General features: G+C 72.2%; 11 protein-coding genes and 1 pseudogene. 6 read left to right on the plus strand and 6 right to left on the minus strand.

The features are described 5' to 3' along the window. Nucleotides 1–8 precede the first annotated feature (8 nt). The 6 genes from ACWC0C_RS16655 (at nt 9) to ACWC0C_RS16680 (ending at nt 6,070) form a co-directional block, all read left to right on the plus strand. Nucleotides 9–320 (plus strand): urease subunit beta, encoded by a 312-nt coding sequence (locus tag ACWC0C_RS16655; RefSeq protein WP_450864615.1) that lies wholly within the window; start codon nt 9–11, stop codon nt 318–320. Next, on the plus strand, nt 313–2,034 hold the full coding sequence (locus ACWC0C_RS16660; RefSeq protein WP_450864616.1) for an urease subunit alpha: 1,722 nt from the start codon (nt 313–315) through the stop codon (nt 2,032–2,034). Before ACWC0C_RS16655 ends, ACWC0C_RS16660 begins: the two co-directional genes overlap by 8 nt. A 10-nt stretch (nt 2,035–2,044) precedes the next feature. Then, a complete protein-coding gene (locus ACWC0C_RS16665) occupies nt 2,045–2,719 on the plus strand; it encodes an urease accessory protein UreF (RefSeq protein ID WP_449195462.1) in 675 nt (224 codons plus the stop codon). Between the two features lie 166 nt (nt 2,720–2,885). Beyond that, complete coding sequence (gene ureG, locus ACWC0C_RS16670) at nt 2,886–3,563, plus strand: urease accessory protein UreG (RefSeq protein ID WP_450864617.1); 678 nt, start codon at nt 2,886–2,888, stop codon at nt 3,561–3,563. Further along, nucleotides 3,551–4,342: an urease accessory protein UreD gene (locus ACWC0C_RS16675; RefSeq protein ID WP_450864618.1), complete on the plus strand. Its 792-nt coding sequence runs from the start codon at nt 3,551–3,553 to the stop codon at nt 4,340–4,342. The genes ureG and ACWC0C_RS16675 overlap by 13 nt, the downstream gene beginning before the upstream one ends. Nucleotides 4,343–4,462: 120 nt before the next feature. Then, on the plus strand, nt 4,463–6,070 hold the full coding sequence (locus ACWC0C_RS16680) for an alpha/beta hydrolase (RefSeq protein WP_450864619.1): 1,608 nt from the start codon (nt 4,463–4,465) through the stop codon (nt 6,068–6,070). Between the two features lie 64 nt (nt 6,071–6,134). Here ACWC0C_RS16680 and ACWC0C_RS16685 read toward each other — a convergent pair whose 3' ends face one another. The 6 genes and pseudogenes from ACWC0C_RS16685 to ddaH all read right to left on the minus strand — a co-directional run bounded on the left by ACWC0C_RS16685 (nt 6,135) and on the right by ddaH (nt 13,289). Continuing rightward, a complete protein-coding gene (locus tag ACWC0C_RS16685; protein ID WP_450864620.1) occupies nt 6,135–7,157 on the minus strand; it encodes an NAD-dependent epimerase/dehydratase family protein in 1,023 nt (340 codons plus the stop codon). Nucleotides 7,158–7,218: 61 nt separating this feature from the next. Next, nucleotides 7,219–7,944, minus strand: coding sequence for a lysophospholipid acyltransferase family protein (locus ACWC0C_RS16690; RefSeq protein WP_450864621.1), 726 nt, complete (start codon nt 7,942–7,944; stop codon nt 7,219–7,221). Between the two features lie 232 nt (nt 7,945–8,176). Beyond that, nucleotides 8,177–8,665: pseudogene (locus ACWC0C_RS16695) on the minus strand (SpoIIE family protein phosphatase); the annotation flags it as partial. Between the two features lie 9 nt (nt 8,666–8,674). After that, the gene (locus ACWC0C_RS16700; protein WP_450864622.1) at nt 8,675–11,137 is read right to left on the minus strand and encodes a SpoIIE family protein phosphatase; all 2,463 of its coding nucleotides are present in this window, start codon (nt 11,135–11,137) and stop codon (nt 8,675–8,677) included. A gap of 122 nt (nt 11,138–11,259) precedes the next feature. Beyond that, a complete protein-coding gene (rocD, locus tag ACWC0C_RS16705; RefSeq protein ID WP_450864623.1) occupies nt 11,260–12,480 on the minus strand; it encodes an ornithine--oxo-acid transaminase in 1,221 nt (406 codons plus the stop codon). Further along, nucleotides 12,480–13,289 (minus strand): dimethylargininase, encoded by an 810-nt coding sequence (gene ddaH, locus ACWC0C_RS16710; protein WP_450864624.1) that lies wholly within the window; start codon nt 13,287–13,289, stop codon nt 12,480–12,482. Before ddaH ends, rocD begins: the two co-directional genes overlap by 1 nt. Nucleotides 13,290–13,422 lie beyond the last annotated feature (133 nt).

Genomic DNA, 13,422 nt, shown 5'->3' on the forward strand with positions numbered 1-13,422 from the left:
GGGGCGCGATGATTCCCGGAGAGGTTCTTTTCGCGGACGACCCGGTCGTCTGCAACCAGGGCCGTGAGGTCACCCGGCTGACCGTCCTCAACGCCGCCGACCGGCCCGTCCAGGTCGGCTCCCACTACCACTTCGCCGAGGCCAACCCCGGCCTGGACTTCGACCGCGCCGCGGCCCGCGGCAAGCGGCTGAACATCGCCGCCGGCACCGCCGTGCGCTTCGAGCCCGGCATCCCGGTCGACGTCGAACTCGTGGCCCTCGCGGGCGCCCGGATCGTTCCCGGCCTGCGCGGGGAGACCGGAGGTGCCCTCGATGCCTGAGATCTCCCGCGGCGCCTACGCCGACCTGTTCGGGCCCACCACCGGTGACCGCATCCGGCTCGCCGACACCGACCTGCTGATCGAGATCGAGGAGGACCGCTCCGGCGGCCCCGGCACCTCGGGCGACGAGGCGGTCTTCGGCGGCGGCAAGGTCATCCGCGAGTCCATGGGCCAGTCCCGCGCGACCCGCGCCGACGGCACCCCCGACACCGTGATCACCGGTGTCGTCATCGTCGACCACTGGGGCGTCGTCAAGGCCGACGTCGGCATCCGCGACGGCCGGATCGCCGCGATCGGCAAGGCCGGCAACCCCGACACCATGGACGGCGTCCATCCCGACCTGGTCATCGGCCCCGAGACCGAGATCATCGCGGGCAACGGGCGCATCCTCACCGCCGGTGCCATCGACGCGCACGTCCACTTCGTCTGCCCGCAGATCGCCGACGAGGCGCTGGCCTCCGGCATCACCACCCTGGTCGGCGGCGGCACCGGCCCCGCCGAGGGCTCCAAGGCGACCACCGTCACGCCCGGCCCCTGGCACCTCGCCCGGATGTTCGAGGCGATGGAGGCCTACCCGGTCAACGTCGGCTTCCTTGGCAAGGGCAACACCGTCTCCCACGAGGCGATGCTCTCCCAGATCCGGGGCGGTGCGGCCGGTCTGAAGCTGCACGAGGACTGGGGTACCACCCCGGCCGTCATCGACGCCGCGCTGACCGTCGCCGACCGCACCGGCATCCAGGTCGCCATCCACACGGACACCCTCAACGAGGCCGGCTTCGTCGGCGACACCCTCGCCGCGATCGCGGGCCGGGGCATCCACTCGTACCACACCGAGGGCGCCGGCGGCGGGCACGCGCCGGACATCATGACCGTGGTCTCGCAGCCCAATGTGCTGCCCAGCTCCACCAACCCGACCCGGCCCTTCACCGTCAATACCGCCGAGGAACACCTCGACATGCTGATGGTGTGCCACCACCTCAACCCGGCGGTCCCCGAGGACCTCGCCTTCGCCGAATCCCGGATCCGGCCCTCCACCATCGGTGCCGAGGACATCCTCCACGACCTCGGCGCGATCTCGATCATCTCCTCGGACTCCCAGGCGATGGGCCGCGTCGGCGAGGTGATCCTGCGCACCTGGCAGACCGCCCACGTCATGAAGCGCAGGCGCGGGGCACTGCCCGGTGACGGGCGCGCGGACAACCACCGGGTACGGCGCTACGTCGCCAAGTACACGATCAACCCGGCGCTCGCCCAGGGCCTCGCCGCCGAGATCGGCTCCGTCGAGACCGGCAAGCTCGCCGACCTCGTGCTGTGGGAGCCGGCGTTCTTCGGGGTCAAGCCGCTCCTCGTGCTCAAGGGCGGGCAGATCGCCTACGCGCAGATGGGCGACGCCAACGCGTCCATCCCCACCCCGCAGCCGATCCTGCCCCGCCCGATGTACGGCGCGATCGGCCGCGCCCCCGCCGCCAACTCCCTGAACTTCGTGGCCGAGTTGGCGATGGAGGACGGATTGCCGGAGCGGCTGCGGCTCGGCAAGAGGTTCGCGGCGATCGAGTCCACGCGTGCGGTCACCAAGGCCGACATGCGCGAGAACGACGCCCGGCCCGACGTCCGGATCGACCCCGACAGCTTCGCCGTGCACATCGACGGTGAGCTGGTCGAGGCGACACCGGCCGCCGAACTGCCCATGGCCCAGCGCTACTTCCTCTTCTGAGGGCGTCCTGATGTCACGGGCAGCACTTCTCGTCCTGGCCGACGGCCGCTTTCCCGCCGGCGGGCACGCGCACTCCGGCGGGGCGGAGGCCGCCGTCAAGGCGGGCCGGATCACCTCCGCCGCGAGCCTGGAGGACTTCTGCCGGGGCCGGCTGCACACCGCCGGGCTGGTCGCGGGGGCGTTGGCGGCCGCCGCCGTACTCGGCGTGGATCCGGGGGAGTTGGACGCGGCGGCGGACGCCCGTACGCCGTCGCCCGCGCTGCGGGCCGCGGCCCGTCGCCTTGGCCGACAGCTGGTGCGAGCGGCGCGTTCCGCCTGGCCGTCGGCCGAACTCGACGCGCTGGCACGGCAGTTCCCGAAGGGGGCGCACCAGCCCGTGGTCCTCGGTCTCGCCGCGCGGGCGGCCGGGCTGGGGCCGGACGACGCGGCGCACTGCGCGGCGTACGAGAGCGTGAGCGGGCCGGCGACGGCGACCGTACGACTGCTGAGCCTCGACCCGTTCGACGCGACCGGTGTGCTGGCCCGGCTGGCGCCGGAGCTGGATCGCGTCGCGGACGCGGCGGTGGAGGCGGCACGGAGAGTGCTCGACGAGGGTGTCGATGCGCTGCCGGCGTCGTCCGGACCTCTGCTGGAGGTCGGTGCGGAGTGGCATGCGGCCTGGCCGGTACGTCTGTTCGCGTCCTGAGGGAAGTTCGCCCCCACCGCCCCTACCCGTCCCATCCCCAGGGGTCCGCCCCTTAGACCCCGCCAGAGGGCTGCACCCCCTGGACCCCGTCGGCCTGAACGGCCTCGTCCTCAACCGCCGGACGGGCTGACACATGCCGGACCTGGCTGAAAATGGAGCCGCTGTTATGCACCTCGACCACACCCACTCCGGCCCCGCCGCCCTCAGCGCGGACGCGCACCGGCCCGACGGCTCGCGGCGCGCCCTGCGCATCGGGCTCGGCGGGCCCGTCGGGTCCGGGAAGACCGCGACCGTCGCGGCGCTCTGCCGGGCCCTGCGCGACGAGCTGTCGCTCGCCGTCGTCACCAACGACATCTACACCCGTGAGGACGCCGAGTTCCTCCTCCGGGAGGCCGTGCTGCCGCCCGAGCGGATCACGGCCGTGGAGACGGGCGCCTGCCCGCACACCGCGATCCGCGACGACATCTCCGCCAACCTCGAAGCCGTCGAGGACCTGGAGGACGCGGTCGGCCCGCTGGACCTGATCCTCGTCGAGTCCGGCGGCGACAACCTCACCGCGACCTTCTCCAAGGGCCTCGTGGACGCGCAGATCTTCGTGATCGACGTGGCCGGCGGCGACGACATCCCGCGCAAGGGCGGGCCCGGTGTCACCACCGCCGACCTGCTCGTCGTCAACAAGACCGACCTCGCCCCGTACGTCGGCTCCGACCTCGCCCGGATGGCCGCCGACGCCAAGGCCCAGCGGGCCGAACTCCCCGTCGTCTTCCAGTCGTTGCGCGGCGGGACGGGCGTGGCCGACGTGGCCGCCTGGGTGCGCGAGCGGCTCGCCGCATGGACGGCGTGACCGCCACCGGGGTCCGGGCGGACGCGCGGATCGTCGCACGCGCCGACGGCCGCGGCGGCACCGCACTGCCCGTACTGGACGGCGACGGCCCGCTGGCCCTGCGCCGCACCCGCTCCACCGGCGCCGAGGCGAAGGTCATGGTGGTCGGCGCGATGAGCGGTCCGCTCGGCGGCGACCGCTTCTCGCTCACGGCGAGCGTGGCGGAAGGCGCCCGGCTGCACGTCGGCTCGGCCGCCGCCACGATCGCCCTGCCCGGCCAGACCAAGGGCGAGGCCCGCTACGACGTACGGCTCCACGTGGCCGAAGACGCCGAACTGCACTGGCTCCCCGAGCAGTTGATCTCGGCCCGGGGCAGCGACCTGCACGTCACCACCCGCGTCGAACTCGCGGCCGGCGCCCGGCTCGTACTGCGGGAGGAGCAGGTACTCGGCCGGGCCGGAGAGGAACCAGGGCGGCTCGGCAGTCGTCTGACCGTACGGATCGCGGGCCGTGCGGTGCTGGACCAGGAACTGTCCTGCGGGCCGGGGGCCCCGGGGGGCTGGGACGGACCGGCGGTGCTCGCGGGGCACCGGGCCGTGGGCCAACTGGTGGTGGTGCGCCCCGAGTTCGCGGACCATCAGGTCGAGCCCCGGCTGCTGGACGAGTGCGCCGCCCTGGTGCCGCTGGCCGGTCCGGCCGTGCTGGTCAGCGCCGTGGCACCGGACGCACTGCGCCTGCGACGAGTCCTGGACAAGGCGCTGGCCACAATGATCCCGCAGTCGGCCGGCGACAGGACATGATCATCCGGTTATCGGATTGGTAAAGATGGGCTGCACCCCCTGTTCTCAGACGGCTCACAGCCGAGAGGATCCCCCGGACTGACCACTCGCAGTGATCCTGATGTAGGGGGAGGGGCACACTTGAGGGACAACAGACCGAAGAGCCGCCTGCTGGCGCTCGGTTCGGCCGGGGCGCTCGTCACCGCCACGCTGATCGCCGGAGCCGTCTCGGCACCCGCGGCCAGCGCGGCCGGCGCGGCCGGCCAGAGCGGCCAGGACCGGGAGGCCAAGGGCGCCGCGATCGCCGCCGCCCGGGCCGCCAAGGCCGGTATCGACTGGCAGGACTGCCCGGCCGACTGGGGGATGGAGAAGCCCATCCAGTGCGGCTGGGTCAGCGTGCCGCTGAACTACGCCCACCCGTACGGCAAGCAGATCAAGCTCGCCGTGGACCGCATCGGCAACACGGGCACCAAGGAGGAGCGCCAGGGCGCCCTCGTCTACAACCCGGGCGGTCCCGGTGGCTCCGGCCTGCGCTTCCCGCGCCGGGTCACCACCAAGAACCCCGTCTGGGCCAACGTCGCCAAGGCCTACGACTTCGTCGGCTTCGACCCGCGCGGCGTCGGCCACTCCGCGCCCATCTCCTGCGAGGACCCGCAGGAGTTCGTCAAGGCGCCGAAGGCGGACCCGGTCCCCGACTCCGAGGCGGACAAGCAGGCCCAGCGCAAGCTGGCCCGTGAGTACGCCGACGGCTGCCTGGACCGCACCGGCCAGGCGATGCTCCAACAGATGACCACGCCGAACACCGCTCGCGACCTGGACGTCATCCGCGCCGCGCTCGGCGAGAAGAAGCTCAACTACCTCGGCGTCTCCTACGGCACCTACCTCGGCGCCGTCTACGGCACCCTCTTCCCGGGCCACCTGCGCCGCATGATCGTGGACAGCGTGGTCAACCCCGCCCGCGAGAACATCTGGTACCAGGCCAACCTGGGCCAGGACATCGCCTTCGAGGGCCGCTGGAAGGACTGGGAGGACTGGGTCGCCGCCAACGACGCCGCCTTCCACCTCGGCACCACCCGCGACGCCGTCCAGGCCAAGTGGCTCGAGCTGCGCGCCACCGCCAAGAAGAGCCCCATCGGCGGGGTCGTCGGCCCGGCCGAGCTGATCTCCTTCTTCCAGAGCGCGCCGTACTACGACTCCTCGTGGGTGCCGGTCGCCACGGTGTTCGGCAAGTACTTCGCCGGTGACACCAAGGCGCTGGTCGACGCCGCCGCCCCCAACCCGTCGAACACGGCCGGCAACATCACCGCGGAGAACGGCAACGCCGTCTACACGGCGGTCGAGTGCACCGACGCCAAGTGGCCCACCAGCTGGAAGAAGTGGGACCGGGACAACACCGAGCTCAACAAGAACTACCCGTTCATGACCTGGGCCAACGCCTGGATGAACCTGCCCTGCGCCACCTGGCCGGTCAAGCAGCGCACGCCGGTCGACGTGAAGACCCACAAGGGCCTGCCGCAGGTGCTGATCGTGCAGTCCACCCGCGACGCCGCCACCCCGTACGAGGGCGCCGTCGAACTGCACAAGCGGTTCCAGGACTCCCGTCTCATCACCGAGAAGGACGCGGGTTCCCACGGTGTGACCGGCCTGGTCAACCCCTGCATCAACCAGCGCGTCGACGCCTACCTGATCGACGGCAAGCTGGACGACGCGGACGTGACCTGCGACCCGCACGCCACGCCCAAGCCGTAACCGGGTTCCTACGGTGACGAGGGGCGGCCGGACTCTCCGGCCGCCCCTCGGTCGTGCCTCTCGCTCATACCGCGAACCAGGCGTCCTCGGCCGCGTAGTCGAACAGGTCCGGATACACCTGGGCGAGGAGCGGGAACCCTTCCCGCCAGTCCCGCCCGGCGAGCGCGTCCGTCAGCCACTGGACCGTCTCCGGCAGGCTCCCGGCGTACGAGACCACCGGCCGGTAGCCCAACTCCCGCTCCGCGGCGGACATGTCGAAGACGGCCGGCCGGGGAATCGACCACGGCGTCTTCCCGACGGAGCCCTCGGGAGGACCGTCGAGGAACGACGTCTCCGTCTCCACACCCATCACCGCGTCGACCGCCGCCCCGATCGCGGCGACCGTCGGTGCCTCGCCGTCACAGGCGTTCAGCACCCGGGTACCGGGCCGGGCCGCGGCCAGCCGCACCAGTTCGGCGATGTTCCGGGCGCTCGACGGGTGGAACCGGCTCTCGCCGCGGTACGAGAGCGCCCGCCTGCGCCTGCCGTCGAGATTCCGCTTCACGAAATACAGCTCCCGGGGCAGCGGGCTGTACGGCCCGTGCACCGCGCCCGGCCGCAGCACGGTCACCGGCAACTTGTCCGAGACCGCGAGGAGTTCGCGTTCCAGCGCGACCTTGCGGGTGCTGTACGACGCCTCGCCCGCGGCCACCGTGGGCTGGGACTCGGCGACCGGCACCGGGTAGGCCGGAAAGCCGTCCGGCTGGTGCAGCGTGTCGAAGTTGCGGCCGATGCCGTCGTCGTACACGGACACGCTGGAGATCACGACTGCCGAGCCGACGCGACCCGCCAGAGACGTCAACTGCCGTGCGTGCGCGGCGTCGTAGGCGACCATGTCGACCACCAGGTCGCAGCCGTCGCCGACCAGCGCCGTCAGGGCCGCGTCGTCGGAGCGGTCCAGCCGGACCGTCCGTACCCCCTCGTCCCACGCCGTGTCCCGGCCGCCGCCGCGCGAGGCGGCCGTCACCTCCCAGCCGTCCCGTACCAGCGCCTCCACCGTCGGGCGGCCGATCTGCCCGCTCGCCCCGATCACCACAGCCCTTTTCATACGGCGAGCCTAGGGACGTGGACCGCCGGGGACGCGGTTCTTCTGCCGACGGCAGAGGTGTTCAGCCGAGCGGCGCCCGCGGGAACCTGCGCTCCTTCGTGCGCTTCTCCGCGGCCTGCCGCTCCTTGACGACGGCCGCGTACTCGTCGACGTACTCCTGCTCGGACAGGGTCAGGATGGCGTACATGATCTCGTCGGTGATGGCCCGCAGGATCGCCCTCTCCTGCTCCATGCCCGCATAGCGCGAGAAGTCGAGGGCCTTGCCGAAGCGGATGGTGACGGGGTGGACGTTCGGGATGACCTTTCCGGGCGGCTGGGCCTCGAACGTGCCGATCATCGCGCACGGCACGACCGGCACCCCGGCCTTCAGCGCCATCACGGCGACACCGACCTTGCCCTTGTAGAGCCTGCCGTCGTGCGAACGGGTGCCCTCCGGATAGATGCCGAGCAGCTCGCCCCTGCCCAGCACCCCGAGGCCCTCGCGGATCGCCGCCTGTCCCGCCTCCTTGCCCGAGCGGTCCACCGGGATCTGCCCGGCGCTGCGGAAGAAGAACGCGGTGAGCCGGCCCTTGAGCCCCGGGCCGGTGAAGTACTCCGCCTTGGCCAGGAACGTGATCCGGCGCTTGAGTATGGCCGGCATCAGGAAGTGGTCGGAGAAGGACAGATGGTTCCCGGCGACGATCGCGGGACCGGAGGCCGGAACATTCTCCAGGCCCTCGATCCGCGGCCGGAAGACCAGTCTGAGCAGGGGGCCCAGCAGCACGTACTTGAGGAGGTAGTAGAACACGGCTCGCCCCTTACGTCGTCCAGGCCACCCCGCGTGCGCCTGTCGTCCATCTGTAACCGCAACCGGCCACGGTCATGCCGCACCCGTCGACCCCCTCGCCGCGGGGACCCGACCGCATGCCGACATTAAGTCGCACTCCGACCGGCCTGACCAGACCGGCATTCCATGAACTGGCCGATCCCAAACGGGCGTTGGGGTGTCACAGCCGCACGATGACCAGCGCCGTGTCGTCGGTGGCACCCCCGGTGTAGTCCGTGTGCGCCTGGGGTCTGGGGGTCGGGTCGGGGCGGGCGTCGAGCGGCGGATGGCCGGCGCTGCTGTAGGTGATCGTGTGGTCGTCGAAGTCGATGAACGTCGTGACGGCGGTGGCCGATTCGGCCCCGTCGACGACGTGCGCGTACCGCCCGAGGACGTTCAGGGCCTCGGCCGGCCCCGCGGCGACCCGGGAGGCGGCGTTCAGCGCGCTGCGCAGCCGGCCCATCACCCCGGCGGCCTCCAGACCAGGGCCGCCGCGGGCCCGGATCAGCTCGGTGACCTCCTCGACCCGGTGCACCAGCAGCACCACCTTGCCGTCCGGTCCGAACACCGGCGCGTTGACCTCGCCGGTCGCCACCACCCGGGTGGGCGAGGCGGCCAGGTTGCGCGTCCCCGACGCGTCGGCGTCGTTCGGGTTGTCCGGGAAGACGTCGTACACCAGGTCGGGCGTCAGCAGGGCCACTATGCCGGGCCATCAGGCCGGCGGGTTCGTCAGCGGCTGCTCGGCCCAGATGACCTTGCCCCCGGGTACGAAGCGGGTTCCCCACCGCTGGGTGAACTGGGAGACCAGCAGCAGCCCGCGGCCGCCCTCGTCCGTGGCGCGCGGATGACGTAGATGGGGTGCGGTGGCACTGCCGTCGGTGACCTCGCAGATCAGGGCCCGGTCCCTGATCAGCCGCAGCCGGATCTGGCCCTCCGCGTGCCGGATGGCGTTGGTGACCAGCTCGCTCACGACCAGTTCGGTGGTGAACGCCAGGTCCTGCAGCCCCCACTCGGTCAGCTGCCGGGTCGCCTCCTTGCGGGCGTCGGCGACCACGGTCGGGTCGGCGGGCAGGTCCCAGTCCGCGACCCGGTCGGCGCCGAGCAGCCTGGTGCGGGCCAGCAGCAGGGCCACGTCGTCGTGCGGCCGGGCCGGGACCAGGGCGTCGACGACGGACCGGCAGCACACGTCGAGCGAGGCGGCGGGCCGCTCCAGGGCACGGCGCAGCCGCTCGCGGTCCTGGGCGAGGGTCCCGTCGGCGCCGCCGTGGGTCAGCAGCCCGTCGGTGTGCAGGGCCAGCGTGCTGCCCTCGGCCAGGGCCAGCTCGACCGCCTCGAAGGGGCGACCGCCGGCCCCGAGTGGCGGGCCCTGGGGAAGGTCGACGAAGCCCGCGGTGCCGTCGGGCAGGACGACGGCGGGCGCGGGATGGCCCGCCGCGGCCATCGTGCACCGGCCGTCGACGGGGTCGTAGACGACGTACACGCACCCGGAGCCCACGGCCTGTTCACCGGCGGCCTCCGTGGCCCCGGGCCGCTCGCCCTCTTCGCCGACCGTCCGCGCCACCAGGTCGTCGAGGTGCGCGAGGATCTCCTCGGGCGGCAGATCGAGCGCCGCGAGGGTGTGGACGGCGGTCCGCAGCCGCCCCATGGCGGCCGCGGCGTCGATCCCGTGCCCCGGCACCTCGCCCACGACCAGCGCCACCCGCGCGCCGGACAGCGGTATGAGGTCGTACCAGTCGCCGCCGAGGCCGGTCAGTTCGTCGGCCGGCCGGTAGCAGGCGGCCACCTCCACCGCGTCCTGCTCGGGCAGCCGGTGCGGCAGCAGGCTGCGCTGCAGGACCAGGGCCGCGCTGCGCTCGCGGGTGTAGCGGCGGGCGTTGTCCACGCAGACCGCGGCCCGTGACACCAGGTCTTCGGCGAGACTCAGGTCGTCCTCGTCGAACGGGTCCTGACGGCGGCGCCGGAAGAAGGTGGTGACACCCATCGTGACGCCCCGCGCCCGGATGGGCACGATCATCACGCTGTGCAGGCCCAGCTCCAGGAAGGTCGCCGCCCGGCCGCCCGGGAGGTGGGCCGCCCACTCCTTGGCCAGCGGGTCGAGCCGTTCCTCGCGCCACGGCCGGCCCGTGGTCAGACAGCGGACCGGGGGTGATCCGGCGTGGTAGGTGGCCACCTCGCCGATCTCGACGACGGCCTCCGGGACCCCGGGGTTCACCGACTGGTGCCCGGCCCGCCGCAGCGGCACCTGCTCCGTGTCGCTCCGCGGCCCCGGCTCGGGCTCCGCGCCGCGCAGCACGGACTCCAGCAGGTCCACGCTGACGTAGTCGGAGAAGCCCTGCACGGCCACGTCGGCCAGCTCCTGCGCGGTCCGCACGATGTCCAGGCTGCGGCCGATCTGCTCACCGGCCCGGTCGAGCAGGGCCAGGCGTTGCCGGGCGCGGTGCCGCTCGGTGATGTCGACGACCGTGTAGTACACGCCCATCGGGTGGCCCTGGTCGTCGTCCAGGCGGGTGAACGACATCATGTGCGCCGTCTCCCGGTGCGGCGCGGACCGTATCTGGCCCACGTGCTCATACCCGACCACCGGCCGGCCGGTCTCCAGCACGCGTCGCATCTGGGTCTCGATGCCCTCGGAGTCGAGGCCCGGCTGGATCTCCGCGAGCCGCCGCCCCAGCCGCTCCGCCGGGGAGCCGCCGCCGTACCGCTCCAGGGCCGCGTTCGACCAGACACACCGCAGATCGGCATCCACGATGGCGATGCCGACGGGGGACTCGGTCACCATCTGCTCCAGCACCGCGCGGCTCATGTCCCATCCGCGTGCCCCGGATACGTCGGAGAGCAGAACCAGCCAGTGCGGCGCGCCTTCGGGCTCCACCGCCGGAGTGATCCGCACCATCACCCGGACCGGCCGGCCGTCCTTGCACCGTGCGGTCAGCAGCCCCGCCCAGCCGCCGTCCCTGCGGCACCGCTCAGCCAGCTCGGGCACCCGCGCGGCGTCCTCCTCGGACAGCAGCCCGGTCACCTTGGTGCCCACGACCTCGGCGGCCGTGTACGCCAGCAGGCTCTGGGCGCCCTGTGTCCAGCACGTCACCACGCCGTGTGCGTCGAGCAGCAGGGGAGCGGCGTCGGCCACGTCGAACCGCTTCCCGGTGACGTCCTGCTCCTCGTGAGTGCTCACGGCCGACCTCTCTGTAGCTGAGAGTGGTCTACCCCCTCCTGACTCAATCTTCACCCTGCGGGCATCGGCCCAGGCGTGCAAACGAGCGGTGGGGGGCGGCGCGCGGCCACCCCCCACCGAGGTCACGAACCCAGCACCTTCTCCAGCGCCGCCAGCGCGGAGCGCAGTTCCTCCGCGGTGATGGTCAGCGGGGGCGCGAGGCGGATGGTGGAGCCATGGGTGTCCTTCACCAGGATCCCCTCCCGCATCAGCCGCTCGCTGACCTCGCGTCCGGTGCCGATCGCGGGGTCGATGTCGACGCCCGCCCACAGGCCACGCGAGCGGAAGGCGACCACACCCTTGCCGGCCAGCTCGGTCAGCCCGTCCCGCAGGACCACACCCAGCTCGTCGGCCCGCCGCTGGAAGTCACCGCTCTCCAGCAACTCGACCACGGCCGTGCCGACCGCCGCCGCGAGCGGGTTGCCGCCGAACGTCGAGCCGTGCTGGCCCGGGTGCAGCACCCCCAGCACCTCGCGCCGGGCCACCACCGCCGACACCGGCACGATCCCGCCGCCCAGCGCCTTGCCGAGCAGCAGCACGTCCGGTACGACGTCCTCGTGCTCGACGGCGAGTGTGCGGCCGGTGCGGCCGAGACCCGACTGGATCTCGTCGGCGATGAACAGACAGCCCTTGCGGCGGGTCAGCTCCCGCACCCCGGCGAGGTAGCCGTCCTTCGGGATGATCACGCCGGCCTCGCCCTGGATGGGCTCGATCAGCACGGCCGCCGTGGTCTCGTCGACGGCCTCCTCCAGCGCGGCCAGGTCGTCGTAGGGCACGATCCGGAAGCCGGGCGCGAACGGGCCGAAGCCGGTGCGGGCCGTCTCGTCCGTGGAGAAGCCGACGATCGTGGTCGTACGGCCGTGGAAGTTCTCCGCCGCGACCACGATGGTCGCCCGGTCGGCGGGGACGCCCTTCACGTCGTACGCCCACTTGCGGGCCACCTTGATGCCGCTCTCCACCGCCTCGGCGCCGGTGTTCATCGGCAGCACCATGTCCAGGCCGGTCAGCTCCGCGAGCCGCTCGGCGAAGTGGGCGAGCCGGTCGTTGTGGAAGGCGCGGGAGGTCAGCGTCAGCTGGTCGAGCTGGCGGTGCGCGGCCTCGACCAGCGCCGGGTGCCGGTGGCCGAAGTTCAGGGCCGAGTAGCCGGCCAGCATGTCGAGGTAGCGGCGGCCCTCGACGTCCTGGACCCAGGTGCCCTCGGCGCGGGCGACCACCACCGGCAGCGGGTGGTAGTTGTGCGCGAGGACCGGCTCCTCCGCCTTGATCAGGTCGGCGGACGTACGGGCGCGGGCGGGTGCGGTCATCAGCGGATCTCCTGGGTGCAGCACTTGATGCCACCGCCGGCCTTGTGGAACTCCGACAGGTCGACGGGGACGGGGGTGTAACCGTGGCCGGCGAGGTTCTCGGCCAGCGCCTCGGCCTGCGGCGCGATGAAGACGTTGCGGCCGTCGGACACCGAGTTCAGGCCGAAGGCCATGGCGTCCTCACGGGTGGCGAGGACGGCGTCCGGGTACAGGCGCCGCAGCACCTCCCGGCTGCCCGCCGAGAACGCCTCCGGGTAGTAGCAGATGTTGTCGTCGTCGAGCACGAACAGCGCCGTGTCCAGGTGGTAGAAGTACGGGTCCGTCAGCGTCAGGCCGATCACCGGGTGGCCGAGGAACTCCTGCGCCTCCCGGTGCGCCTCGCGGGTGGTGCGGAACCCGGTGCCGGCGAGCACATACCGGCCCGTCCACACCAGGTCGCCCTCGCCCTCGGTCACCGACTCGGGGCGGTACACGTCATAGCCCGCCGTCTTGAACCACGTGTCGTAGTGCAGCGACTCCGGGCGCCGCTCCGGCGCGTGGAACAGGGAGCCGAAGACCCGGCCGCCGACCACGAACGCCGCGTTGGCGGCGAAGACCATGTCGGGCAGGCCCGGGACCGGCTCGACCGACTCGACGGTGTGCCCGTGGGCGCGGTAGGCGCGGATCAGGGCCTGCCACTGTTCCTGGGCGAGGTCGACGTCGACGGGCTTGTCGGGATGCATCCACGGATTGATCGCGTACTGCACGGCGAAATGTCTGGGTTCACAGACGAGAAAGCGCCGAGGGCGCTGCACACGGCTTTCGGACACAGAGGGTTTCCTCCGCTTTGCAAAGTGTCACTGGGGTGGCACCCACGGTAGAAAGGGAGGCTGACGATCGACAAGAAAGAAAAGCTGCGTAGATGCGCAGCATCGCTGCGTCCTTTACGGATCTCGCGCACTG

This window comes from Streptomyces sp. NPDC001709 (genome assembly GCF_053596375.1).